Annotated in this window: 27 protein-coding genes; 20 read left to right on the top strand and 7 right to left on the bottom strand. The window is 56.7% G+C overall.

All coding sequences use genetic code 11. The annotated features are described in order from the left end of the window. Positions 1 to 56: 56 nt before the first annotated feature. The 4 genes from C4S72_RS00745 to C4S72_RS00730 form a co-directional block, all read right to left on the bottom strand. A complete protein-coding gene (locus tag C4S72_RS00745) occupies positions 57 to 590 on the bottom strand; it encodes a 4-vinyl reductase (RefSeq protein ID WP_104001178.1) in 534 nt (177 codons plus the stop codon). A 686-nt stretch (positions 591 to 1276) separates the two neighbouring features. Continuing rightward, positions 1277 to 2254 carry a dipeptidase gene (locus C4S72_RS00740; protein ID WP_104001177.1) on the bottom strand — a complete coding sequence of 326 codons (978 nt, stop codon included), beginning with the start codon at positions 2252 to 2254 and terminating at the stop codon, positions 1277 to 1279. A 305-nt stretch (positions 2255 to 2559) separates the two neighbouring features. Beyond that, positions 2560 to 3708, bottom strand: coding sequence for a choline metabolism transcriptional regulator GbdR (gbdR, locus tag C4S72_RS00735; protein WP_104001176.1), 1149 nt, complete (start codon positions 3706 to 3708; stop codon positions 2560 to 2562). A gap of 297 nt (positions 3709 to 4005) precedes the next feature. Continuing rightward, positions 4006 to 5403, bottom strand: a complete 1398-nt coding sequence (locus C4S72_RS00730) for an L-serine ammonia-lyase (RefSeq protein ID WP_104001175.1) — start codon at positions 5401 to 5403, stop codon at positions 4006 to 4008. Between the two features lie 281 nt (positions 5404 to 5684). On the opposite strand from C4S72_RS00730, the gene fdhA reads away from it, so the two are divergent. Further along, the gene (gene fdhA / locus C4S72_RS00725) at positions 5685 to 6881 is read left to right on the top strand and encodes a formaldehyde dehydrogenase, glutathione-independent (protein ID WP_104001174.1); all 1197 of its coding nucleotides are present in this window, start codon (positions 5685 to 5687) and stop codon (positions 6879 to 6881) included. A 90-nt stretch (positions 6882 to 6971) separates the two neighbouring features. Here the strand turns inward: fdhA and C4S72_RS00720 are convergent, their stop codons facing one another. Then, entirely contained in the window at positions 6972 to 7889 is a 918-nt protein-coding gene (locus C4S72_RS00720; protein WP_104001173.1) for a LysR substrate-binding domain-containing protein, read from the bottom strand. Between the two features lie 205 nt (positions 7890 to 8094). Between C4S72_RS00720 and C4S72_RS00715 the strand changes: the two genes are divergently transcribed. From C4S72_RS00715 to C4S72_RS00670, 10 genes are all read left to right on the top strand, one after another. Beyond that, a complete protein-coding gene (locus tag C4S72_RS00715; protein WP_104001172.1) occupies positions 8095 to 9126 on the top strand; it encodes an ABC transporter substrate-binding protein in 1032 nt (343 codons plus the stop codon). 83 nt (positions 9127 to 9209) lie between these two features. Further along, positions 9210 to 10265, top strand: a complete 1056-nt coding sequence (locus tag C4S72_RS00710) for an ABC transporter ATP-binding protein (protein ID WP_104001171.1) — start codon at positions 9210 to 9212, stop codon at positions 10263 to 10265. After that, a complete protein-coding gene (locus C4S72_RS00705) occupies positions 10258 to 11124 on the top strand; it encodes an ABC transporter permease (RefSeq protein ID WP_104001170.1) in 867 nt (288 codons plus the stop codon). The genes C4S72_RS00710 and C4S72_RS00705 overlap by 8 nt, the downstream gene beginning before the upstream one ends. Beyond that, the gene (locus C4S72_RS00700) at positions 11121 to 11918 is read left to right on the top strand and encodes an ABC transporter permease (protein WP_104001169.1); all 798 of its coding nucleotides are present in this window, start codon (positions 11121 to 11123) and stop codon (positions 11916 to 11918) included. The genes C4S72_RS00705 and C4S72_RS00700 overlap by 4 nt, the downstream gene beginning before the upstream one ends. Positions 11919 to 11920: 2 nt before the next feature. Beyond that, a complete protein-coding gene (locus C4S72_RS00695) occupies positions 11921 to 13012 on the top strand; it encodes an NAD(P)/FAD-dependent oxidoreductase (protein ID WP_104001168.1) in 1092 nt (363 codons plus the stop codon). Positions 13013 to 13015: 3 nt separating this feature from the next. Continuing rightward, positions 13016 to 13342 (top strand): (2Fe-2S)-binding protein, encoded by a 327-nt coding sequence (locus C4S72_RS00690; protein ID WP_104001167.1) that lies wholly within the window; start codon positions 13016 to 13018, stop codon positions 13340 to 13342. Beyond that, entirely contained in the window at positions 13332 to 14717 is a 1386-nt protein-coding gene (locus C4S72_RS00685) for an NAD(P)/FAD-dependent oxidoreductase (protein WP_104001166.1), read from the top strand. The genes C4S72_RS00690 and C4S72_RS00685 overlap by 11 nt, the downstream gene beginning before the upstream one ends. Beyond that, positions 14707 to 15855: an NAD(P)/FAD-dependent oxidoreductase gene (locus C4S72_RS00680; protein WP_104001165.1), complete on the top strand. Its 1149-nt coding sequence runs from the start codon at positions 14707 to 14709 to the stop codon at positions 15853 to 15855. The genes C4S72_RS00685 and C4S72_RS00680 overlap by 11 nt, the downstream gene beginning before the upstream one ends. 57 nt (positions 15856 to 15912) lie before the next feature. After that, positions 15913 to 16266, top strand: coding sequence for a RidA family protein (locus C4S72_RS00675; RefSeq protein ID WP_104001164.1), 354 nt, complete (start codon positions 15913 to 15915; stop codon positions 16264 to 16266). A gap of 287 nt (positions 16267 to 16553) precedes the next feature. Continuing rightward, the gene (locus C4S72_RS00670) at positions 16554 to 17234 is read left to right on the top strand and encodes a MaoC family dehydratase (RefSeq protein ID WP_104001163.1); all 681 of its coding nucleotides are present in this window, start codon (positions 16554 to 16556) and stop codon (positions 17232 to 17234) included. 54 nt (positions 17235 to 17288) lie between these two features. Here C4S72_RS00670 and C4S72_RS00665 read toward each other — a convergent pair whose 3' ends face one another. Then, positions 17289 to 18545, bottom strand: a complete 1257-nt coding sequence (locus C4S72_RS00665; RefSeq protein ID WP_104001162.1) for a D-amino acid dehydrogenase — start codon at positions 18543 to 18545, stop codon at positions 17289 to 17291. Positions 18546 to 18824: 279 nt separating this feature from the next. Between C4S72_RS00665 and C4S72_RS00660 the strand changes: the two genes are divergently transcribed. The 9 genes from C4S72_RS00660 (at position 18825) to C4S72_RS00620 (ending at position 24704) form a co-directional block, all read left to right on the top strand. Continuing rightward, positions 18825 to 19178 carry a RidA family protein gene (locus C4S72_RS00660; protein ID WP_104001161.1) on the top strand — a complete coding sequence of 118 codons (354 nt, stop codon included), beginning with the start codon at positions 18825 to 18827 and terminating at the stop codon, positions 19176 to 19178. A gap of 182 nt (positions 19179 to 19360) precedes the next feature. Next, positions 19361 to 20104 (top strand): EAL domain-containing protein, encoded by a 744-nt coding sequence (locus tag C4S72_RS00655; RefSeq protein WP_235009007.1) that lies wholly within the window; start codon positions 19361 to 19363, stop codon positions 20102 to 20104. Positions 20105 to 20219: 115 nt separating this feature from the next. Next, positions 20220 to 20606 carry a DUF6152 family protein gene (locus tag C4S72_RS00650; protein WP_200826633.1) on the top strand — a complete coding sequence of 129 codons (387 nt, stop codon included), beginning with the start codon at positions 20220 to 20222 and terminating at the stop codon, positions 20604 to 20606. A gap of 9 nt (positions 20607 to 20615) precedes the next feature. Further along, positions 20616 to 21095 (top strand): hypothetical protein, encoded by a 480-nt coding sequence (locus tag C4S72_RS00645; protein ID WP_104001159.1) that lies wholly within the window; start codon positions 20616 to 20618, stop codon positions 21093 to 21095. An 85-nt stretch (positions 21096 to 21180) separates the two neighbouring features. Further along, on the top strand, positions 21181 to 21513 hold the full coding sequence (locus C4S72_RS00640; protein WP_104001158.1) for a hypothetical protein: 333 nt from the start codon (positions 21181 to 21183) through the stop codon (positions 21511 to 21513). Then, a complete protein-coding gene (locus C4S72_RS00635; protein ID WP_104001157.1) occupies positions 21510 to 22472 on the top strand; it encodes a D-2-hydroxyacid dehydrogenase family protein in 963 nt (320 codons plus the stop codon). The genes C4S72_RS00640 and C4S72_RS00635 overlap by 4 nt, the downstream gene beginning before the upstream one ends. 2 nt (positions 22473 to 22474) lie before the next feature. Continuing rightward, positions 22475 to 22996: a GNAT family N-acetyltransferase gene (locus tag C4S72_RS00630; RefSeq protein ID WP_104001156.1), complete on the top strand. Its 522-nt coding sequence runs from the start codon at positions 22475 to 22477 to the stop codon at positions 22994 to 22996. Positions 22997 to 23086: 90 nt separating this feature from the next. Next, on the top strand, positions 23087 to 23917 hold the full coding sequence (locus C4S72_RS00625) for an amidohydrolase family protein (protein WP_104001155.1): 831 nt from the start codon (positions 23087 to 23089) through the stop codon (positions 23915 to 23917). A 91-nt stretch (positions 23918 to 24008) separates the two neighbouring features. Beyond that, positions 24009 to 24704 (top strand): dienelactone hydrolase family protein, encoded by a 696-nt coding sequence (locus C4S72_RS00620; protein ID WP_104001154.1) that lies wholly within the window; start codon positions 24009 to 24011, stop codon positions 24702 to 24704. A gap of 244 nt (positions 24705 to 24948) precedes the next feature. Here the strand turns inward: C4S72_RS00620 and C4S72_RS00615 are convergent, their stop codons facing one another. Continuing rightward, the gene (locus tag C4S72_RS00615; protein ID WP_104001153.1) at positions 24949 to 25266 is read right to left on the bottom strand and encodes an antibiotic biosynthesis monooxygenase family protein; all 318 of its coding nucleotides are present in this window, start codon (positions 25264 to 25266) and stop codon (positions 24949 to 24951) included. Positions 25267 to 25713: the final 447 nt, after the last annotated feature.

Genomic DNA, 25713 nt, shown 5'->3' with positions numbered 1-25713 from the left:
TATGGCGGCTCCGGGTTGGTTCTTTTGTTTTCGCTGAATTAGCTCAGCACTTTTATTTAAGCGACGGGCGTCACTTCGAAGATGCCGTAATCACAGCCTTCTTCTGCGGCGCTCTGGGTCTGTACGGCTTTAGTGCGTACGGAGTAACCCAGGCTTTCAGCGATCTGATCCAGAGCACCGGCGAACCAGCCAGTGAACATGTAATCCACCTTGCGGTTAACCTTGCCGTACTGGTAAACGAACGCGGAGTTTTCCAGACGCACGCGAGCAGTGCCCTTTTCGATATCCAGCTCTTCAGTGATGAAGAAGCCCCAACCGCGCTGAGACAGACGCTTCAGGTAGTGATGCCATACGTCAGCACCAGAGATACCGTGCGCTTCAGCTTCCTTTTCACACCAGTAGTAGGCGGACTTGTAACCAGCCTTGTAGAGGATCTCGGCATAACGCTCAGCACCGATCTCTTCTTCGATACCCATGTGGTTGTTGACGAAGAAATGGCGCGGCACATACAGCATCGGCAGTGCATCGGTGGTCCAGACGCCGGTTTCGTCGTCTACATTGATCGGCATTTCAGGTGCGTGGCTACTCATATTCTCAACCTCCAACAAGGGCATTTGTCCGCATTATAGGTAGGCGCTCAGGGGCCAATGTTGCTGGAAACGACACACATAACACTGGAAACGAAGGGGTTAAATAACCCTGGAATCGTTACAGGATATGCCTTTCCTTTCTGCCCGGTTCAGCTCTAAAGATCCGTCCAGACAGCAACACCAGCTCCGCAAACCTCCCGTGATGTCTGAGCTTCAGCCACAAGGCCTGAATCACCCGACACTCCCGTTCCGGATTTGGCAACAGGCGTTCACATGCCACCCACATTACGAACAAGCGACAGACCGGCCTTTTCTATTTGCGTCATGCAAACGAAATAGCGCGACAGAAAACGACATGGCGAAAATTTCTTATCAATTAATAGTCGAAAAACCGGCATCCGGGGGACTGAAAGCCAATTTAACAGGAGCTGGAAGCAAGCCGACCAAACACAAAACAGGCCCGCATCGGCAGTAAATCAGCAAGATGCCAACCGATAAGCGGTGTCGAGAAAAGAGCTAACGAACTAGGCAGACGGGCAGCCGCGAGCGACGCATCGCACGCTGAAACAGGCAGGAGTAGACGCAGAAACGACAAAAAGACCGAGAGACTGCTCTCTCGATCTTGGTATCAGGCGAAAAACGCCTTCGGATGAATCAGTGAAGCCCGCAAGCGGGCCTCATCGGGATTACTCGCCCCAGACTTCGCCCAGGATGCGCACCCAGTTCTCACCCATGATCTTGCGAACCTGGGTTTCGCTGAAACCATCTTTCAGCAGTGCTTCGGTCAGGTTCGGGAACTCACCCAGGGTACGGATACCTTTCGGGTTGATGATCTTGCCGAAGTTGGTCAGACGACGGGCGTAGCCCTTATCGTGAGTCAGGTATTCAAAGAAGTCCTGGCCCTGGCCCTGAGTGAAGTCGGTACCGATGCCGATCTGGTCTTCACCGACGATGTTGAATACGTAACGGATCGCTTCAACGTAGTCTTCGATGGTGGAGTTGATACCGTTCTTGAGGAACGGCGCAAACATGGTCACACCGACGAAACCGCCGCGGTCAGCGATGAACTTCAGCTCTTCATCAGACTTGTTACGCGGGTGTTCTTTCAGGCCGCTCGGCAGGCAGTGCGAGTAGCACACCGGCTTCTTGGACTCGAGGATCACCTCTTCAGAAGTTTTTGAACCCACGTGAGAAAGGTCGCACATTACGCCAACGCGGTTCATCTCCCACATGATTTCGCGACCGAAATCAGACAGACCACCATCACGCTCGTAGCAGCCAGTGCCGACCAGGTTCTGGGTGTTGTAGCACATCTGCGCAATGCCCACGCCCAGCTCTTTGAAGATCTGCACGTAGCTGATCTGGTCTTCGTAGGCGTAGGTGTTCTGGAAGCTCATCAGAACGCCGGTTTTGCCTTCGGCCTTGGCCCGACGAATATCAGCAGTCGTGCGAACCTTGAGCAACATCTCAGGGTTCTCATCGATAATTTTGTTCACGCCGGCGATGTTGTTCACCGTGCCCTGAAAGTTTTCCCAAAACGCCATGGTGCAGCTTGCGGTGGTAACACCACCCTTGTGCATATCCTGGAACAGCTCAAGGTTCATTTTTCCGCAAACCAGACCATCGATAACGATGGCGTCTTTGTGCAACTCTGCTGCGTTCATCTTTCCACCTGTTGTTACTAGTGTGCTACTAGTGTGTTACTAGTGCGGGCTACAAGAGCGGGCTACTGGTGCCGTTAATAGCACTCAGAATAGGACTAAAGCACGCTGACGATTGTTCTAAAAGCGGCATTCGACTGACGTATAGCGCAGCACATATCACCACTGCCCTACTCTTTTTCACGCGTTGGCCACCGCTGCTGAAAATCTTTCCTGCAGCGGATTTGGCGCCACCAATAGATCTCTAAGCCTAACAAAAAAGCCGCGCCCCGAAGGACACGGCTTTCTGCCGGAACCGCAGCACCCGATTACTGGAGTGCTACGGAGCCGTAGGTCGGTTCAAACTGCGCTTCACTCAGCGCACGCATCGCCAGCTCACTGTTGGTGCGCTGCATCTGCTCACCCTTCTGGTTAAGACCCGGCAGCGCCGTGGTCACCAGCGGAGTGACGGTCTGCGAACGTTCCTGGCTGCGCATACCGCTACGCTCTTCACGCGGCGGAATGCCGATATGCTCGCGGTAGCACTTGCTGAAGTGAGGTGTGGAGACGAAGCCGCAGGCCGCTGCGATCTCGATGATCGACATGGAGGTCTGCTTCAGCAGCTGACGCGCACGGAACAGGCGCAGCTTCAGGTAGTACTTCGACGGCGAGCACTGCAGATACTTCTGGAACAGGCGCTCCAACTGACGGCGGGACAGACCCACGTAGCCAGCCAGCTCATCCAGCTCGATCGCTTCTTCGATATTGGATTCCATCAGCGATACCGCCTCAACCAGCTTCGGCTGAGTGGTGCCAAGTACGTGACGCAGCGGAATACGCTGGTAATCGGACTCGTTGCGCACACGGTCGCAGATAAACATCTCGGAGATACCGGCAGTCAGCTGGTAACCGAAGTCGCGCTTGATCATGTTCAGCATCATATCCAGCGGCACGGTGCCACCGGAGCAGGTCATGCGGTCACGATCGATCACAAACAGGTGGTTGGTAGCACGCACCTTCGGGAAGGCCTCCTGCAGAGAGGCGATACATTCCCAGTGTGCGCTGCAATCGTAACCGTCCAGCAGACCGGCTTCGGCCAGCAGGTAAGGACCGGTGCATACACCGCCAATCAGGATATGTTTGCGCGCCATGGACTGCAGCCAGCTGACCTGACGGCGCGTAAAGCTGCGAGTGATGTTAACGCCACCAACGACGATAAGCGTATCCAGCGCGGGCGCATCGGTCATGGAACTGTCCGGCGTAATACGAATGCCGTCGCTCGCCATCACCTGACTGCCGTCCTCGGTCAGGGTGTGCCAGTTGTAAAGCTCGCGTCCACTAAGCTGATTGGCCATACGCAGCGGCTCTACCGCAGACGCCAGCGCAATCATGGTGAAGTTATCCAGCAACAGGAAGCCGATGTTGCGGGACTTGTTTTTGACTGCCGAAGCCTGACAGGAGGAAGAGATCTCGGTCATTTGCGCTACCCCATTTTTACTATGCGGCACATACAGCAAGAGATGTGCCTTTTTATACTTATCGTTGGGTCGCTCTGAGAACAGATGTCGCATGTATTAATAGATGCGGCGGAATTACCCTAATTCCCCGCAAACCCATACGGCATCAGCCCTAGAGACTTGCGCACTATAGCTGAATTTATACAAAACGCGACCGGAAATATGACGTTTTTTGCACCTTTTTGTTACAGGGATGCGCTGTTTCGGGACAGCCGATTTTGACCGTTAAATCAGCTAATCCCGAAAACATTTTTCAAATCAACACTCGACTGCGTTGACCCCTACCTCGATAGCGTTGATAGCGAGACCGCCACGGGAGGTTTCCTTGTATTTGTCCTGCATATCGCGCCCCGTATCGCGCATGGTCTTGATGACCTTATCCAGGGAGACAAAGTGTTCGCCGTCTCCGCGCAGCGCCATCTGGGCGGCGTTGATCGCTTTCATCGCCGCAATCGCGTTGCGCTCGATGCAGGGTACCTGAACCAGACCAGCAACCGGGTCGCAGGTCAGACCGAGATTATGCTCCAGCGCGATCTCTGCGGCGTTTTCGACCTGGGCCGGGCTACCGCCGAGCACTTCGGTCAAACCAGCCGCCGCCATGGCGCAGGCGGAACCTACTTCACCCTGGCAACCCACTTCGGCACCAGAGATGGAAGCATTCTTCTTGCACAGTGCACCGATCGCAGCAGCCGCCAGGCAGAAGTTCACCACGTCTTCATCGGTGGCCTGATCCTTGAAGTGCATGTAGTACATCAGCACTGCCGGCACGATACCCGCTGCACCATTAGTGGGCGCGGTAACCATGCGACCGCCGGCCGCGTTCTCTTCGTTCACGGCCAGCGCGTAGAGGTTCACCCAGTCCATGGCGCTCAGCGTGGAGCTGATCACGTTGCCGGCGGTAGCTTCTTTCAGTGAACGATACAGCGCCGGCGCACGACGGCGTACTTTCAGACCGCCCGGCAGGATGCCCTCGTTTTCCAGACCGTTGGAGATACACTCCTGCATCACCTTCCAGATGCTGTCGATACCGGCACGAATCGCCGGTTCGTCACGCCAGACCTTTTCGTTTTCCAGCATCAGTTCGCTGATACGCAGGTTGTTTTCACGACACAGCTTGAGCAGCTCTTCCGCGCTATTAAAGTCGTAAGGTACGGCAACCTGAGGTACCAGGTGCGCCGAAGCGGTGGCTTCGTTTTCATCCAGCACGAAGCCGCCGCCGATGGAGTAGTAGGTGTTCTCGAACAGCACACCCTCACTGCCGTAAGCAGTCAGGCGCATGGCGTTGGGGTGGTACGGCAGTACCTCATCGATGAACAGCATGTCGCGGTTCCAGTCGAACTCAATGCCAGCCCCGCCGGCCAGGGTCATAAAGCCTGTCTCCCAGACCGCCTTGACCGCCGGTTCGATCACACGCGGATCGATCGTATCCGGTGAGTTACCCATCAGCCCCACCAGCGTCGCCTTGTCGGTGCCGTGGCCAACACCGGTAGCACTCAGCGAGCCGAACAGCTCCACCTGCACGCGCTTCACCTGGTCACGCACGCCGGCGGCTTCAAGCTGCTCGACAAAAGTAAGCGCCGCCCGCATCGGACCTACGGTGTGGGAACTGGAGGGGCCGACCCCGATCTTGAACAGATCAAACACACTGATACTCATGACTCACTCCGAGGCGCCTGGCCTGCTGCTGGGTATTACTGAATTGTTATGGCTGAATCGTTATTCGAAGCGCCATTATCTGGGCGACCTGAAACCTCGGCATGTCACATAACGACGCCTTCAGGTGTCGTATCGACCGCCATGTCTCGCAGAGACATATGGGTGTCTCAATTAAACATGTTGTGCTATACCCCGGGGCGTAGGGTGCATCTATTCCAATCCTATGGAACGGAATTACCCTACAACTACACAAAAACAATAACGCAAGTGGAGACCTCTACATGAGTAATGCAAGCAACCGGGGCGTCGTATACAAGGAACCAGGCAAGGTCGCCGTTGAGTCCATCGCTTTCCCGGAACTGGCCATCGGCCAGCGCAAGTGTGACCACGGTGTCATCCTGAAAGTCATCACCACTAACATCTGCGGTTCCGACCAGCACATGGTTCGCGGCCGTACTACAGCCCCCTCAGGCCTGGTTCTGGGCCACGAAATCACCGGTCAGATCATCGAATGCGGTCGCGACGTAGAATTCCTCAGCGTCGGCGATATCGTGTCTGTACCGTTCAACATCGCCTGCGGCCGCTGCCGCAACTGTAAAGAAGGCAACACCGGTATCTGCCTGAACGTAAACCCGGCGCGCCCGGGTGCCGCATACGGCTACGTCGACATGGGCGGCTGGGTCGGTGGCCAGGCGGAATACGTCATGGTGCCTTACGCTGACTTCAACCTGCTGAAATTCCCGGACAAGGACCAGGCACTGGAGAAGATCAAGGATCTGACCCTGCTGTCCGACATCCTGCCGACCGGCTTCCACGGCTGTGTCACCGCGGGCGTAGGCCCGGGTTCCACCGTTTACATCGCCGGCGCCGGCCCTGTAGGCCTGGCCGCAGCGGCTTCTGCTCACCTGCTGGGCGCTGCCTGTGTCATTGTAGGTGACATGAACGAAGAGCGCCTGAAGCAGGCTCGCAGCTTCGGTTGTGAAACCATCGACCTGACCGAAGACGGCGACATGGCTGACAAGCTGGAAGCGATCCTGGGCGAGCGTGAAGTTGACGCCTTCGTTGACTGCGTAGGCTTCGAAGCACACGCCTGTGGCTGCAACCACGGTAAGGAAGCTCCGGCTACCGTACTGAACTCCGCCATGCAGTACACCCGCGCCGGTGGCCAGATCGGTATCCCCGGCCTGTACGTTACCGAAGATCCGGGCGCCGTTGACGAAGCCGCCAAGCACGGCGCACTGAGCATGCGCTTCGGCCTGGGCTGGGCCAAGTCCCACTCCTTCCACACCGGCCAGTGCCCGGTCATGAAGTACCACCGCCCGCTGATGCAGGCGATCCTGTTCGATAAGATCAAGATCGCTGACGCGGTGAACGTGAAGATGATCAACCTGGATCAGGCACCGAACGGCTACGCCGACTTCGACGGTGGCGCAGCGAAGAAATTCGTTATCGATCCGCACGGAACTGTCGCGGCCTGATAGCGACTCAACAGCACTGCTCTTCAGTGGTGCTGTTCCGTTCTGGCCGGCCCCGCCGGCCAGAATTCACTCCCCGCCCATAACACTGGATCAATATCCCTCCACTCGCTGCACAGAAACTTCTCTCGGCATCAGCGAAATCACCTCCTCCACGAACGACTTGGCCAGGGGGTTAACTGAGGAGATCGGCGGGTACATCAGATCAAATTCATAGTTGATCGGAAACTGGATAGGCCGGTAAACAAAGTTCGGATCCCGATAGTACGTGGCGCTCAACAGGTCAACGATCGCGACCCCGTGCCCGCGAGCCACAAAGTTGCAAGCCAGCTGAAACCAGGAAACCTGCAGGCGGCGACCGATGTTTACGCCGTGGTTGTTGCACAGCGTATTCAATTTACGGTTGATAACGCTTTGCTTGTTGAGCTCAATCACCGATTCTCCGTCCAGGTCGCCAAGACTGATCACCTCTTTCTCTGCAAAGGGATGATCGCGATGAAAAGCACACACACAGGGTCCATCAAAATGAATACGGCGTTCTGGAGCCACATAAAGCGGAACCATGTCGGATTGCACAAAGCCGATATCGACCTGCTGCTCCCGAAGCAGCTGTACGATCATCGGCGATGAATGCACCTCAATATGGAACGCAACCGTTGGATTAGCGCCGAGAAACCGGTCAGATGCCTCAGGTAACAGAAAGCTACCAAGCACCGGCATCGCCGCCACTCTCAGCCGCCCCGACTCCAACTGCTGAATCTGGACTGCCGCCTGGCGAATCTGATCCAGACCCACAAATGAGCGCTCAACCTCCTGGAACAGCATCAATGCGGGCCCTGTAGGCCGCATCCGCCCCTTATGTCTTTCAAACAGTGCAAAGCCGACCTCTTCGGTCATATCCCTGATCATTCGACTGACCGCTGGTTGCGAGATATTCAGCGTAAGCGCCGCTGCAGTCAAACTTCCCTGCAACACCACTTCCCGAAATGCCTCTATTTGACGTGGGGTCATTTAAAGCTCTCCAAAAGAGGTCAAGATCACGGCTTTTGTGCGCAATACGCACCAATATGAGCCAATAAGACAAATAAAAGCACCAGAATCAAACATAACATTGGGTTATGAAGAACTTATTGTCAATCACAAAGTGTTTGATAGTATCAAAGGCGACTCACCGCTATCCAACGTCTCTTTACGCACTAAGCACAGGATTGAAAAGATGCAGGACAAGAAGTCGCTTATCACAGCTATCGCCATGGGAACGCTGCTCGCCACCGGCGTGGCGCAGGCTGAAGACACGCTTTATTTCGCCGGCTACGGCGGCTCCAGTGAAGACCTTTTCAGGGATCGGATTCTCCCCGCCTTTGAAGAAGCCAACGGCATCAAGGTGCAGTACGTAGCCGGTAACTCGGCCGCCACCGTTGCCAAACTACAGGCGCAGCGTAACAAGCCGGAAATCGATGTAGCGATGATCGATGAAGGTCCTGTATTCCAGGCTATTTCGATGGGACTGTGCCAGCCCGTCGCCGAGGAAACCTTTGACCAGGTAGTACCTCTGGCACGCCTGAACCAGGACAAGGCGATCGGCCTTGGGATCATCGCCACCGGTATCGCCTACAACACCGAGTACTTCGCGGAACAGGGCTGGGATGAACCAAACTCCTGGGATGACCTGGCCGATCCGCGCTACAACCAGCGCCTGTCAGTTCCGCCCATTTCCAACGGATACGGCATCATCACGCTGGTGATGGAAGCGCGGATTAACGGCGGTAGCGAGAAAGATATCGATCCTGGCTTTGACGCCTTCAAAGAGCGTATCGGTCCCAACGTACTCACTTACGAGCCCTCCTCCGGCAAGATGTCCGAGCTGTTCCAGAGTGGCGAAATCGTCATGTCTACCTGGGGCAGTGGTCGCGTCAAATCTCTCGCCGATACAGGGTTCCCGGTCAAGTTCGCTTATCCAAAAGAGGGGGCAGCTTCGCTAATGACCACCGTCTGTCCGGTGACCGGTAGTGATATGCCAGAGATGAGCCAGAAGCTGATCGCTTACCTGGTTTCCGATGAAGTACAGGCAATTCTGGCAGCAGAAAAAGCCTGGGGACCGACCAACAAAAATATCGAGCTTGATCCACAGCTCGCCTCCACCCTTCCCTATGGTGAGTCGCTCAAATCACTGACACCGATCGACTGGGATACCGTCAACGAAAATCGCGCAGACTGGACTAAACGCTGGACCCGCGAAGTGGAATAACCCGCCAACTCACGCCACTGACCCCAGTTCCTGCGCCTGATTCGGCAGGAACTGGCCACTGTTTATCAGGTAACGATCGCCTTATGTCTTATTTGCAGCTCAGCAATATCTCGAAGCATTTCGATGAGTATGTAGCCGTCGACAACATCAGCCTCTCTGTCGAAAAGGGTGAGTTCATCAGTCTGCTTGGCCCATCCGGATGCGGTAAAACGACCACTTTGCAGATGGTCGCCGGCTTTCTCAATCCCACTGCGGGCAGCATCGTTCTCGATGGCAAGAACATCACTGCGATGAAGCCGAGCGAGCGTGGACTCGGGATCGTATTCCAAAAATATGCCCTGTTTCCTCACATGACGGTGCTTGAAAACGTGGCCTTCGGGCTGGAAATGCGCAAAGTGGGGAAAAATGAACGGCTACAGAGAGCCAGAGAGGCGCTGGAACTGGTTCATCTGGGGCTGTTTATCGAGCGCTACCCTCGCCAGCTGTCGGGCGGGCAGCAACAGCGCGTTGCCCTGGCACGCGCCCTGGTTATCAACCCGCATCTGCTTCTTCTGGACGAGCCACTCTCCAACCTGGATGCGAAACTGCGCGAAGATATGCAGCTTGAGCTACACGACATCCAGCGCCGTGTCGGCACCACCACCATCATGGTCACTCACGACCAGTCCGAAGCATTGGCCGTCAGTGACCGGATTGCGGTTATGCAAAGCGGCCGCATTGAACAGATCGACAAACCGTTCAATGTGTATGAACACCCCAAGAGCGACTTTGTATCCTCATTCCTTGGCAAGACCAACACCTTCGAAGGCAGAGTCTCGCATGGCCGCCTGCAGGTTGGCGGCCAGCACATTGCGGTGGACGACCTCAAACTGGCGGACAGCAGCAATACCCGCTTTGCACTGCGCCCGGAAAAAATCCGCTTCTGCTCGGACGCGCCGAAAATCAGCGGCAAGGTCTCCAACCGGGTATTTCTCGGCAGCCAGTGGATTTACGAGGTTCAGACACCTTTGGGTGACTTCCTGATCTACGAATCCAACAACCAGAAGCATGACGAAATTCAGGAAGGAGAAACAGTAGGCCTCAGCTGGGACAGCCAGGATATGCGCCTCATTGCCGAGGAGCCCGCGTCTCATGTCTGATCTGCAAAGCAAACGCACGCCCTGGCTCCTGTCAGGCCCTGCTCTGCTCTCCTACGCGCTTCTACTCGTCGTGCCGATGCTAATGACGCTGGTACTCAGCTTTCGCAGCTTTGAGCCGATGCTGGGTGTACAGGATGAATTCGTTGTCAGTAACTACATCGAGGTTTTTACCGACCCCTACTTTCACGAGATTTTTCTGCGCACCTTCGTCATGTCGGCGCTGACCGCCTTTTTCTGCGTGCTGATCGGCGTACCGGAGGCTTACATCCTCAACCGCATGCGCGCTCCCTGGAAAGGGATCTTTCTACTGATGACGCTGGGACCTCTACTGATCTCCGTCGTGGTACGGACCCTCGGTTGGGCTGTAATTTTCGGACGCGAAGGGGTTATCAGCGAAACCATTCAGTTCCTGGGCTTGAGCGATGGCCCAGTGTCATTGATGTATACGCAGACCGGCGTGCTGATCGCCCTGGTCCACGTGCTGGTGCCATTCATGGTGCTGTCAGTCTGGGCGTCTTTGCAGCGGCTTGATCCCGAAACCGAGCGCGCCGCCATCTCCCTCGGCGCCAGCCAGTTCACCGTTATGCGCCGGATCGTATTGCCTCAGATCACCCCCGGCATTCTGTCAGGCAGCGTCATCGTATTCGCGCTCGCCGCTACCGCCTTTGCCACACCTGCCATGATCGGCGGTCGTCGTCTGAAGGTCGTCGCCACCACCGCCTATGACGAGTTCCTGCACAGCCTAAACTGGCCTCTGGGTGCCTCTCTCGCCGTGGTGTTGCTGATCCTCAATATCGTGATCATCACCGGCTACAACCGCTTTTTCGAACGCAAATATTCACAGGTATTTGAATCATGATGCGTAACAGCCCACTAGCACTCATTTTCCACGCGCTGTTCAGCATCTTCATGGTCGCCCCGCTTGTCGTCGTGTGCCTGGTAGCCTTTACCGATAAAGGCTACCTGTCCATGCCTTTCGATGGCGCCTCGTTCCGCTGGTTTAAGGAGATACTGGAACGCCCGGAATTTATCGAAGCCTTCTGGTTCAGCCTCGAGCTGGGCGTTGTGTCTGCCACTCTGGCACTGGCGCTGGCCATACCGGCGGCCCTCGCAATCGGGCGCTGGAGCTTTCCCGGCCGTGGCGCTATCAACGCCTTTCTGCTGTCACCGTTGATGATCCCTCACCTGGTACTTGGTGTAGCTTTCCTGCGTTTTTTCTCGGAACTCAACATCAACGGCACCTATCTGGGCCTGGTACTGGCGCATGGGCTGATGATCATGCCCTACGCCCTGCGCCTGGTTCTGGCCAGCACCAGCGGTATAGATCCCACTCTGGAACATGCGGCTCAGTCGCTCGGCGCCAGTAACTGGACCACATTTAAGCGAATCACACTCCCCTTGCTATTGCCCGGTATCGCCAGCGGCTGGGTACTGGCATTCATCACCAGCTTCGATGAGCTGACCATGAGTGTTTTCCTTGCCTCGCCAAGCACCACCACCCTGCCGGTACGCATGTATCTGCACATTGAAGAGACTATCGATCCACTCGTCGCGTCGGTATCGGCCATGTTGATTCTAATGACGCTGATCTTGATGGCCCTACTGGATAAGTTCTTCGGCCTCGAGCGACTCATGGTCGGCAAAGGACACTGAACATGAACTCTAGTGAATATCTGATCGTCGGCGGAGGCGTGGTCGGCGCCGCCATCGGCTACGGGCTGGCGCGGCAGGGGCTTAAATGTACGCTGCTGGATGCTCATGACCGCGATTTTCGCGCAGCACGCGGCAATTTCGGCCTGGTATGGGTACAGAGTAAAGGCATCGATTTTCCGGAATACGCGCGCTGGACACGACTCTCAGCCAAACTATGGCCACAGCTGGCCAAAGAACTGAAAGAGGTTACCGGCATCGATGTGCAGTATGAGAAACGTGGCGGCGTGCACTACTGCCTGGATGATCATGCTTTGCAACAGCGCCAGACCCTGCTTCAACAGCTGCAGGCCGGCAGTGACGGCGACTTTTCTTACCGGATGCTGGACCACAACGAGCTGCGAGAGCTGGAACCTGAGGTGGGACCGACAATCCCTGGTGGCAGCTGGTCACCCCATGACGGCCATACCAATCCTCTGCAGCTGCTGCGAGCGCTGCACGCCGGCTTTATCAACCAGAGCGGGACCTACCTTGGCGATCACCGTGTCGAGCAGATAGAGCGCGACGCAGACGGATATCTGCTGACAACAGCAAAGGATCGCTTCCATTGCCGCAACCTGATCCTGGCCTGCGGGCTGGACAACGCTCGCTTGGGTCCCATGGTTGGCCTCCAGCAAAGTGTTTTCCCGCAACGGGGACAGATTCTTGTGACCGAGCGACTGCCAAGGCTACTGAATCATCCATCGAACTATCTCCGTCAGACCGCAGAAGGCTCCCTGCAACTTGGCGACACCAAGGAGGCAGTCGGCCTGGATGACGGCCAGGATGTACGCGCAATGGCAGCTGTGGCCGAGCGTGCCTGCCGGATCATTCCCCGCCTGAGTCAAAGCCGCATCGTACGTGGCTGGGGCGCCTTAAGGGTTCTGACGAAAGATGGCTACCCACTTTACGAGCACAAGGATAACGCCTGGGCTTTCAGCTGCCACAGCGGCGTTACCCTTGCCGCTGCTCACGCCCTGAGCCTCAGCGTCCAGTTAAAAAATCAACAGCTGGAGCCTGACCTGAAGGCATTCACAGCTAACCGGTTTCAAGAGTGAATTATGTTTCGAGATATCAGTAATGCTCCCCAGTCAAAGCTCGTGACCCTGCTGCTGGACGGTGAATCCATTGAGGTTCCGGAGGGCTTCACGGTCGCAGCCGCTATGTTGCTGCAACAACGTCGTCAAAGCCGCACCAGTCCGGTATCAGGCGTGCCTCGCGGTCCTTTCTGCCTGATGGGTGCCTGTTTCGAATGCCTGGTCGAAATCGACGGTATCAACAACCAGCAAGCCTGCATGCTGGAGGTACGCCAGGGGATGCACGTGAGAACTCAATTAGGCCCCGGTGAATTAACCACAGCTCAGGAGGAGCTTTTCCATGAAGTATGACCTGGTGATCATCGGCGCTGGCCCCGCGGGCATGTCGGCTGCGATAGAGGCAAGCGGCCTCGGCCTGAGTTGCCTTCTTCTGGACGAGCAACCCCGCGGCGGCGGACAGATTTACCGCAACGCTGGACACCAGCGACTCAGCGACAAGCAGATTCTCGGGCCCGAATACCAGGCCGGCGTCCCCCTGCTAGAAGCATTTAAAGCAAGTCAGTGCGAACATATCACCGGTGCTACCGCGTGGCAGATCGAACCCAAAGGTGAGGTATTCTACTCGGTCGCCGGAAAATCCCAGGCGGTTTCCGCCGACCGGGTATTGATCGCCTCAGGCGCTCAGGAGCGCCCCATGCCGATACCCGGCTGGACACTGCCCGGTGTAATGACTGCGGGCGGCGCCCAAACGCTACTTAAGAACTCGGGGCTGGCAGCTGAAGACGCAGTCTTTGCCGGTTGCGGCCCCCTGCTATACCTCATCGTATGGCAGTACGTTAAAGCCGGAGTCAACGTCAAGGCGGTCCTCGATACCACCGAATCCGGGAACTATGTTGCGGCAGCCAAAGAGATCGGTGCGGCCTGGTCGGGACGCAGCTACCTGAAAAAAGGCTTGAAGCTGATCAGCGATATCAAGGCAGCCGGCGTCACCATCCACAAACATGTGGATCAGATCGCAGCAATCGCCGACGACCAACAAAAGCTAACGGCAGTCAGCTTCAGCGGTAAAAGCGGTCGGCATAAGCTTGATACCGACCACCTGTTCCTGCATCAGGGTGTCATTCCTCAGGTCAACCTGGCCATGGCCAGCGGCTGCAAGCATCACTGGAACGATCAGCAACTCTGCTGGACACCGGAAACAGACGCCTGGGGCCAGAGCAACGAAGAGCGGCTCTTCATCGCCGGCGACGGACTCGGCATCGGCGGCGCGGTTGCTGCCGCGCTCAGGGGCCGACTGGCAGCGCTGCAGATCGCATCCCTCTCCGGCAACCTCGACGCAAGTGCGCGCGATAGCCGGGCCCAACCCATCCGCAAGGCACTCGATAAAGAACTGGCATTCAGGCCATTTCTGGATGTTCTCTACCGTCCTGCCGAGCAGTTCCGCTCTCCACCTGAGAGCGAAACCGTTATCTGCCGCTGTGAAGAAGTGCGCTTGTCTGAACTCAAAGCGGCGACTGAGAAGGGATGCCTTGGCCCTAACCAGCTCAAAAGCTTCACCCGCTGTGGGATGGGCCCCTGCCAGGGTCGCCAATGCGGCATAACCGTATCGGAAACCTTATCGCGACTGACCAAGCGCCCAGTGGAAGAGACCGGCTACTACCGCCTGCGTGCACCTGTGAAACCCCTTAATCTAAGCGAACTGGCAAGCCTGAAAGATGAAAACTGAAACCGCTGACGTCATTATCATTGGGGGCGGTATTCAAGGCTGTGCCACGGCCTGGAACCTCGCCAAGGATGGAGTTTCCTGCATCGTACTGGAGAAAGATCACGTTGCCCGTCACGCCTCCGGCGTCAACGCCGGGGGAGTACGCAGGCTGGGCCGACACCTTGCCGAGGTCCCGCTATCCCGCCGCGCCAGCGAAATCTGGCCGCAGCTCGACGAATGGCTTGAGGCCGATACCGGCTTTCATGCATCACGACAGATCAAAGTCGCCGAAAGCGAAGCGGATATCGCCACTCTTAAAAAGCGGGTCGCCAGCGTGCAGGCACTTGGCTTTGAGCATGAAGAGCTGATCGACCAACAGCAGTTACGCTCCCTCCTGCCCGCCATCTCACCGCACTGTCTCGGTGGTATTGTCGTCGAGGGAGATGGCAGCGCCATCCCCTACAAGGCAACCTCGGCCTTCGCTCGGGCAGCCACTGCCCAGGGAGCCAGAATCGTCGAGGATTGCACCGTGACCGGCATAACCAGAGACGGTGACAGCTGGAAGGTGAGCACCGCGCAGCAGAGCTTTGCGGGACGCGTGATCGTCAACTGCGCCGGCGCCTGGGGACATAAAATCGCCGAACTGCTGGGAGACAACATTCCCCTGCAGCCCCAGGCTCCCATGCTATTGATCACACAGCGCATGCCTATCTTTATGGAAGGCGTTGTTGGGGCAACCAGCCGGCCACTCTCGTTCAAGCAGTTCGAAAACGGAACTGTGCTCGTAGGTGGCGGCTATCGAGGTCAAGCCTACCCTGACCGCAACTATGCCAGCGTCAATACAACAGAACTGGCCAAGTGCGCCAACAATGCGCGCACCATCTTCCCACTGATGAACCAAGCGCGGATAAACCGCAGCTGGGCCGGTATTGAAGGCGTCACACCGGATCAGATCCCGGTACTGGGAGCCGGGTCCAAGCCCAATACCTTTCACGCTTTCGGCTTTTCCGCCCACGGCTTCCAGATGGGACCGGTTACCGGGGAAACCCTGGCTCGTCTTATTCAGGGCAAGCCACTGAGCTATTCGATCGAGCCGTTTCGTTACGACCGTTTCGATACAGGCGTAAGCAGCGAATTCAGCTCCCACCCCCTGCTTTAAATCGCGCTGCCGGACCGATTCCGGCGGCAAACCTAAACCTCCGAGAAATCAGAGAAAATGACTATAGAACGCATTCACACCACCGACCGTCTGAGCCGTATCGTTAAACACAATGGTACCGTTTATCTCTGCGGCCAGACCGCCGGCCAGGAGGAGTGGGATATTGCAGAACAGACGCGCCAGTGCCTGACTAAAATTGACACGCTGCTGAACGAAGCTGGTAGTAATAGCGACTCCATTCTTTCTGTCACCATCTATATCCGTGATATGAAAGATTTTGCCGCTATGAATGAAGTCTGGGACGCCTGGTTCGCTGATCGGGCCAAGCCCGCACGCGCCTGTGTAGAAGCGCGCATGGCACGCCCTATCGTTCTGGTGGAAATGTCGGTTACTGCAGCCCTGGCTGACTAACGCACGCTCCCCCTCCAAATGCCAGTAGTGTCGCGGCTTAACACCAAATAGCAGTGATACAACACCCAAACAGCACCGTCATAAGGCGGTGCTGTTCGCTTTTCGCGCAAATAGCGTTACCCTGCTTTTCCTCCTTCCGCTTGAATCACAAGGTTTTACCGGCTGCAACTCTCGGTTGCAGGCCGATTTTCCGGTTGCATGGCCGATGTCGCCCACCTTCAGGCTCAAAACCGGATGACCCAGTGTTATGATCGCCCACTCGGCACTACCAGAAGCAGGCCCTGACGATGGATGTCATTGAGTTTCTCAAAGAAAAAGAAAGGTCACTGAAGACACGCATCACCGCGTTGGACCTGAAAAGCTCTTCCACTGGACACCTGCGCCAGCTGACTTACTTTATCAGCCACTCGCTCAACAATACGCTGAACAACTCCTGGGTATCGCGGGTTAAGCTGTTTTCAGAACCTGAGGATGAGCAGGCGTTCCAGGGGCTGATGAACCCCAAGGTAATCAGTTTTTATCGCACCTGGCAGGACAAGCTGGAACAGGAAGTATTTGTCGGTGACTGGATGACCGTAGACCAGGCACGCATCGACAGCTTCGCCAGCGTTACCGGCGACCAGCAGTGGATCCATACCGATCCTCAGCGCGCCCGCGATGAATCGCCGTTTGGCGATACCATCGCTCACGGCTTTCTGGTGCTATCGCTGCTGCCCTACCTGACCGACACGGTAAATCCGGACAAGCCGCCTTATCCGGAAGCACGCATGGTGGTTAACCTGGGACTGGACCAGGTTCGCTTTCCGCACCCGGTGAAATGCGGCAGCCGTATCCGCGCCCGCACGACGCTCAAGTCGATGAAACCGGGCAAGCGCAGCCTGGATATGGCCAACCGCATTCAGGTAGAGGTAGAGGGTTCCAAACGAATCGTCTGTGTTGCGGACGCCGTGCTGCGGCTCTACTTCTGAGCCGCGCTTCTATTACAAAGCTGCCCCTCTACTGCTAACTCGCTGCAAACTCCTTTACGCGTAACGGCGGATCGATAACCCTTCGGGGTCGATATCGGTCTGCCGCTGGCTGATCACATCGGCCACAAACTTGGCCGAGCCCAGCGACATGGTCCACCCCAGCGTACCGTGCCCCGTATTCAGAAACAGGTTGGAGAGCGCCGTTTCACCCAGGATCGGCGTGCCATCGGGCGTCATGGGGCGCAGACCGGCCCAGAACTCGGCATGCTCCAGATCCCCCGCCCCCGGAAACAGATCACTGACCACAAACTCGATATTGCGGCGACGTTTCTCGGTCAGCTCCTTGTTGTAAGAGGCGATCTCGGCAGTGCCGCCGACGCGGATACGATCGCCAAGACGGGTCACCGCCACCTTGTAGGTTTCATCCATCACCGTGGACACCGGCGCGTGCTCGGCATCAGTGATCGGCAGTGTCAGCGAATAGCCCTTGATCGGGTAGACCGGCGCCTGGATGCCGATACCGGCCAGCATCTGCCGTGAATAGCTGCCCAGCGCCAGCAGGTAGTGATCCGCTGTCATCTTGCCACGCGAGGTGGATACACTGGTGATACGCCCCGCCTCGGTATTGAGCCCGAGGATATCGGTCTTCATCACAAACTTAACGCCAAGCTTTTTGCATTCATTGGCCAGACGGTTGGTGAACAGGAAGCAGTCGCCGGTTTCATCGCCGGGCAGACGCAGGCCGCCCACCAGCTTGTCTTTCACATAGCCCAGTGCCGGTTCGTACTCGACGATCTGGTCGACATTCAGCGCTTCAAACGGCACGCCACACTCTTCCAGCACCGCCATATCCTGCTGTACCGCTTCAATCTGCTTTTCGCTGCGGAACAGCTGAGTGAGTCCACGGGCGCGGTTGTCATACTCGATACCGATCTCGCTACGCAGGGCTTTGAGGCAGTCGCGGCTGTACTCGGCGACGCGCAGCATCCGCGCCTTGTTGACGCGGTAGGCAGCCTCGTTACAGTTGGAGAGCATTTTGCCCATCCAGCCGAGAGTTTGCAGGTCCAACTCCTTGCCGCTGATCATCAGCGGAGCCAGATCCTGCATCATCCATTTAACGGCTTTCAACGGCACACCCGGCGCCGCCCAGGGAGTGGAATACCCCGGCGATATCTGTCCGGCATTGGCGTAGCTGGTCTCCAACGCCACATCAACCTGACGGTCAATCACGGTAACCTCGTGACCCGCCTTAGCCAGATACCATGCGCTGGTTACGCCAACAACGCCCGCTCCCATTACCAGAACCGCCATGACCCACCTCAAAAACAGATTAGTTATTTTGTAAAAACATAATCACCTGCATTAATTTATTTTTACAGGTTTTTTATTCTGTATTTTAAAATAATAACAAGATTATTCGTTACATAAATATATTTTAACAGTGATAAAAAATTCAAAAATTGACGTAGTATCTGTTTTCTTCGCGATAAAAAATGCAAAAGATTGCTGCGCTATCGCGTATAAACGCGCGCTGATGGCAAGCGCTCATCAGCACCCAACAGGCCCGATAGATCTGAAAAGGACAAACCTATGGCTATAGAACGTATCCACTCCACCGACCGTATGAGCCGCATCGTCAAACACAACGGCACCGTCTATCTCTGCGGCCAGACGGCTGGCCAGGCGGAGTGGGATATCGCCGAGCAGACCCGCCAGTGCCTGGGCAAAGTCGAAGCACTGCTGGAAGAAGCGGGCAGCAATACCGCCTCTATCCTGTCGGTCACCATCTATATCCGCGATATGAAAGACTTCGCGGCGATGAATGAAGTCTGGGATGCCTGGGTTGCGGATCTGCCCAAACCCGCCCGCGCCTGTGTTGAAGCGCGCATGGCGCGCCCTGAAATCCTGGTTGAAATGACCGTGACCGCCGCCATCGCAGACTGAACCGGTTTATCCCGGCGAAGCCCGGCAGTCAGAAAACAAAGGGCGGCGGGTTTCACCCTGACCCACCGCCCTGTTCAAACAGCAGGAAGCACTGCATATAGCGGCCCAGTTGAGTCGGGAGCTTTTGTATAAACGCCATTCCCTCTAGAATGTTGCGCTTTAACGCACCTACGGAGCATGGAGTGAACGCACAAGTACAGCAGGGACTGTCTACAAAGACGCTGTTCGAGGTCGTTGAAGCGGGACGCTTCGGCGTGGAGTACCAACCGATCATATCGCTGGATAGCGGCGAGACTTTCGGTTTCGAAGCGCTGTCGCGCTTCTACGATGCAAAAGGCGCCAGCGTTCGCCCGGATTATGTTTACGCCGCCCTTCACGAAAGCCCAATGACGCTGTTCCAGGTCGAGTTCGCGCAAAAGCAGCTGCAGCTTGAACATGCCGACCGTGACGCCCTGCTGTTCGTCAACCTGGACCAGGACGCCTTCTACGCCTGCCAGCGCGATACACTGAACAACCCCTTCATCAATGCGATCCGCCAGTACGGCCACCACCGTGTCGTCGTGGAGTTGATCGAGAATTCCGAGATCAATGACGCGCTAAAAAGCCTGTCGATGATCGCCGCTTTCGCCGCCATGGATGTACCCACGGCGCTGGACGACCTCTGCAACCCGCAGTCACTGATGTCGATCCCGGTCATGCAACTGGTCGAGTGGATCAAGCTGGACAAGCACGTGCTCAAGGTGCGCCACGACGAGCGCATGATGCTGTTTGTGCGCAAGCTGATCGAGTTTGCCCACCAGACCGATAAGAAGGTGATTCTCGAAGGTGTCGAGACCCAGGAGGATCTGGCCTTTGCCCAGATTCTCGACGTGGATTATGTGCAGGGTTTTCTGTTCCGCGAACGCTTTGTCCAGGTCATGCCCTGAGACGCGCACCCGCTTTAAAGAAACGAATACCGCTCGTCGCAGTCTATATCAGACCCGACGCCCAAGGGTGATCCACCTGGGCGCCATCGAAGAACCCGATACCGGGAGACTCAACATGACGGCACTGCACAGCTTCAGACACTGGATTGCACTACTCACCCTGGCCACCGGCCTGCTCTACGCGCAACTGGGCTTCAGTCACCACGGCTGGGGCTGGTCCAGCAGCGAGGAGTTTGAGATCACCGGCACAGTCACCGAACTGAGCCTGGGCAACCCGCACGGCGAACTGACCCTGGAGGTCGACGGTGAAAGCTGGATCATCGAAGTGGGACAGCCCTGGCGTAACGAACGCGCCGGACTGGATGCCGACATGCTGGCACCCGGCACCGAAATTACCGTTCATGGCCACCGCTCCAGCCAGCAAAGCCAACGACTGGTCAAAGCGGAACGGATCGTGATTTCCGGTAAGGACTACAACCTCTACCCCAACCGACCGAGCTGATCGCTATCCATGGAGCTACTGAACCTGCTTGAATCGTCCGGACTGGCCACCCACATGCGCCTGTCTACCTGGAGTTACCCGCTGTTCAATGCAGGCCACCTTCTCGGCGTGTGCCTGCTGATCGGCTCCATCCTGCCCATGGATCTTCGCCTGATGGGCTGCTGGCGTTCCATCCCTCTGCTGCAGCTATGGCGGGTTCTTATTCCTGTCGCGGCGTCCGGTCTTGGCCTTGCAGTTCTATGCGGCTTTCCGCTATTTATCGCCCGTGCCAGCGACTATGCCGCCTCGCCGCTGTTCTGGGGCAAGATGATTCTACTGCTCAGCGCCCTGTTCAATATTGTCATTGTCCGCGCGATCCTGCCGCGCCCCGGCTCCAGCTTCTGGCTATCCCATGAAACACCTCCCACCGGCGCCCGCATCTGCGCCACCCTATCGATCGTTTTCTGGCTCGGCACCCTGTTGGCGGGACGCTTGATCGGCTATTTTTGATCGATGTTTTGACGGGATCGCCGGGATTGACTGTTGCCCTCCCGAACCCCGACTCTGAAGCCGATATAGGTTAGAGTATCTGCCCATGACCCAACCGGCCCACGCGCGTAAACCCGATACCCGCGCCGCCATGCAGGCACTGATCAGCCAGGCCAGGGAGAAGCTGCCGTTTACCCTGCCTGAGGCTCAGCTTTGCGACGGCATCTGCAACGGCTGCTCGAAAAAGCTGCTGGATTACGCCGACGCTGAACTGGATGACTGGCAGGCCCGTATCGACACAGGCGAAGTGCCTAGGCTGGGTGATCTGGAAAAGCTCGGCCGTACACTGCGCAAAATCTATAGGGTTATAGAACGCAACGTATTACTGCCCCAGGGTTCAACAGCCGCAGGCAACAGCAACAAAGGAGAATCAGGATGAAGATCGCCGTACTGGATGATTATCAGGATGCAGTGCGCAGCCTGGACTGCTACCCGCTGCTAGCAGAGCAGGAGGTTCTGGTACTGAATCAGACCTACAGCGACCCAGCCGATCTGGCGACTCATCTCCAGGGCGTCGAGGCGCTGGTACTGATCCGCGAACGCACCCAGATCAGCGAAGCGCTGCTCAAACTTCTGCCGGACCTAAAAGTGATCAGCCAGACCGGCAAGATCAGTAACCATATCGACCCGGCCCTCTGCGAAAAATACGGTATCGAGATACTCGAGGGCCGCGGTTCACCGGTAGCGCCTTCCGAACTCTGCTGGTCTCTGATCCTTGCCGCATCGCGCCATTTGCCCGCTTACGTCGCCAACCTCGATGCAGACAACTGGCAGCAGAGTGGCCCACTGGGGCTGGGACGCACCCTCGAAGGCCTTCAGCTCGGCATCTGGGGCTACGGCAAGATCGGCCAGCGCATCGCCCGCTACGCCGATGCCTTCGGCATGAACATCTGCGTCTGGGGTAGCGAAACCTCCCGCCAGAAAGCTGAAGAGGATGGCTATACGGCGGCCGACAGCAAAGCGGAATTTTTCCGCAGCAGCGATGTGCTCAGCCTGCACCTTCGCCTGAACGACGCCACCCGCGGCATCGTCACCCGGACAGACCTAGCGCAGATGAAAGCGGATTCCCTGTTTGTGAACATCAGTCGGGCCGAGCTTGTAGAACCCGGTGCCCTGCTGGCAGAACTGCAGCAACATCCGTCCAAACGGGCCGCACTGGATGTGTTCGACAGCGAGCCCGCGACGCCGTCAACCGACCCTCTGCTCGCCCTGCCAAACGCTCTCTGCACGCCGCATATAGGCTACGTGGAGAAAAACAGCTACGAGCTTTACTTCCGCATCGCCTTTGAAAACCTGCTTGGCTGGATAGAGCAGCGCCACAGCGACGGAAACGCCTGATAATGATCCGAGAAGTCACCCTCAGCGACCTGGACCGCTGTTACGAGATTGAAACCTCCGCCTACGCAGGGGATGAAGCCGCCAGCCGCGAAAAGATCGAGAAACGCATTCTGACCTACCCGGAAGGCTTCATCGTGCTCGAGATAGATGGAGCAGTGGTCGGCTTCGTCAACGGCGGCGCCACCGACCGGGTGCAGATGTCCGATGAAGCGTTCAAGGAGCTGGTCGGTCACGATCCCGCCGGCAGCCAAATCGTCATCATGTCTGTGGTTGTGCATCCCGCACACCATCGCCGCGGCTACGCCAGCCGGTTACTCGACGCCTTTATCGACAAAATGACCCGCATGAACAAGCAGGCGATCCACCTGATCTGCCAGACCGAGCTGATCGACTTCTATGCAAATCACGGCTTCTGCTATCGCGGTGCTTCCGCATCGGACCACGGCGGTTTGAGCTGGCATGAGATGACGCTGGAGTTAGCCTCCCACCAGACCGTCAACCAATCCGTCAACCAAACCGAATAGCCACGCAGGAGTTTGAATGGGTTGCAAGCTGCGCACGGCGTTAGACTGCGCTCTTCCCTTCAGCAGTAAATAGGCCTGCAGGAAATAAAAATGTCTGTATTCAGCGAACGCAAAATCGACTGCCACAACCATATCTTCGATCCCGAGGCTTTCCCCTATCAGTCCGACGCCAGCTACCGGCCCGACGGCCAAGAAAAGGCCAGCTTCGACCTGTTCAGCCAGATGATGGACGCTTACGGCATCTCCAACGCACTGATCGTCGGCCCCAACTCCGGCTATGGCGAAGATGACAACCGCGCCCTGCTGGATGCGACAAACCGCTCCAACGGACGCTGTAAGGGGATGGCCGTGGTGAGTCAGGACACTTCGCTGGAACAGCTGCAGGCGCTTAACGAACAGGGCATAGCCGGCATCACCTTCAATATCGCGTTTTACGGTGTGGAGCATTTCGCCCGCTCGGCGCCGCTGCTCGACCGTATCGCACAGCTTGGCATGATCGCCCAGTTGCAGGTTGAAGATGATCAGCTGCTGCCACTGGCCTCCATGTTTATCGATAGCGGTGCCCGCCTGCTGGTGGACCACTGCGGTCGTCCCAATCTGTCTGCCGGGATCGATAGCTCAGGATTCCAGTCAGTGCTTTCACTGGCCGACACCGGACGCGCCTGGATAAAGGTTTCCGGATTCGATAAGTTCTCCAGCACCTCCCTACCCTGGGACGATACCCGCGCCCATGTAACGGCGATTGAGCAGAGCTACGGCGAAGACCGATTGATCTGGGGTTCGGACTGGCCCTTCCTGCGCGCACGTCAGCGCATGGACCTAGGCAGCCTGCTGACACTGGCTGAAAGCCAGTTTCCCGAGGCAGGAAAACGAGAGAAATTTTTCTGGCGCAACGCGGCAGAATTGATCGGTTTCGACTGACGCCAGAGCTGGCGGGCTGCAACAAATATCCGCTGGCCAGATTGACCGAGACCGCAAGCAAACCAAGGCAGTAACCAGTAAGGCAATCACTATGACCGCAAAATGGATCGATATCTCTAACGTCGACAAACAGGGTTTTTCCGGCTATCTGGCACTTCCGCCAACCGGCACTGGCCCCGGCATCGTTCTGGTTCAGGAGATCTGGGGCGTCAACAAACATATCCGCGCCGTGGCTGACCAGTACGCTAAAGATGGCTTTGTAGTGCTCGCACCCGATGTTTTTTGGCGCCAGGAACCCCGCGTCGACCTTGATTACGACGAAGCCGGCACCACCAAAGCCTTCGCGCTGCGTCAGAGCATCGACGATGTTCGCGCCGGGACCGATGTAGCCGCCGCCGCTGAATTCCTTAAATCCCTGCCGGAAGTCAAAGGCGGCGTTGCCGCGATCGGCTACTGCCTGGGCGGCCAACTGGCCTATCGCGCTGCAGCCGCAGGCAGCGTAGACGCAGCCATCGCCTACTACGGCGGCGGTATCCACGGCGCTCTGGATCTAGCAGAGAAGATCAAGCAGCCGATCCTGTTCCACCACGCAGAACTGGACAAACATATCACTGCCGAAGCGGTGGCTGATATCAAGGCAGCCTTTAACGGCGCTGATAACGCCCGCTTCTTCGACTACCCGGGTGTGGATCACGGCTTCAACTGCTGGGGCCGCCCGATGTACGACCAGAAATCCGCAGTACTGGCCCACGGCCGTACCCTGGAGTTTTTGGCAGAGCAGCTGTAAGCCGCTTTAAGCCTCGGGAAAGCACTGCTTCCCGGGGCTAGCTCTCGCGAGCGTAAAATCGCTGCAACGCCTTGCGCCTATTGAAGCCGGCACCCAGGTCGCTCTGAATCACCTCGGTTGATCGCGGCGAGGTCGCGGCTCCTACCTGATAGCAACTATCGGCACAACCAGCGGAACCACCAGCGGAAAAAACAGAGCCCAGAAAGCCCGGGTAACACAACATTCCTGCGGGCAGCCGATCCTGTTAAATACCGTAGTCGCGCTCTACCTTCGAGATTCGCGTTTTGAATGAGGAATACCATTTCTCATGACCCTGCCTTTGCGCTTCCTGGTGCTCCGCATTGGCCTTCCAGCGCTTGATCGACTCAAGATCCGACCAGTAGGAAACAGTAATGCCCACCTCCTCCCGCGCTGACTCCACACCCAGAAAACCGGGCTGCTGTGCCGCCAGTTCAACCATGCGCTGCGCCATTTCGCCGTAACCCTGGTCATGACCTGTACGCAGCGAGGTGAAGATCACCGCGTAGTATGGCGGTTTCGGTGTATTGGCAATGAGGGACATTTCGACTCCTTGGACAAGGGGTGTATTGAGTAGGCCATTCGCTATTACAAAATTATGCGCAAAAATCAGGCGGACGACAGGGCGAGACTTCCCAACCTGCCAGCTTTATCGAATCTCACCTAGCGTGAAACGTCGTCTTACTTCGGATGAAATGGATATCAAAAAGCGGTCGATTCGTTTCTATGATGACCTTGATGAAGGTGCAGTATAGTTTTGCAACCACCACCGCTTGTCGGCAGATAGAAGTCACAAAACCACATACCGGATAGGGACCGTTGAGCGCGCTTTGCAGACAGAACACGATTGAAACGAAATCCCTAAAGCAGACTTTCGTCACAACCTCGCTCAGCAGCCGCTATCGGCACAAAGCCGTCATTGACCCTAACTATATGTACAGTTTTTACGTCCATAAGAATTTGGAAGTGAAGTCATGAAACAGGAGCACAG

This window comes from Marinobacterium lutimaris, assembly GCF_900108065.1.
GTDB classification, from domain to species: domain Bacteria; phylum Pseudomonadota; class Gammaproteobacteria; order Pseudomonadales; family Balneatricaceae; genus Marinobacterium_D; species Marinobacterium_D lutimaris.
This window is presented reverse-complemented; position numbering and strand designations above follow the sequence as displayed.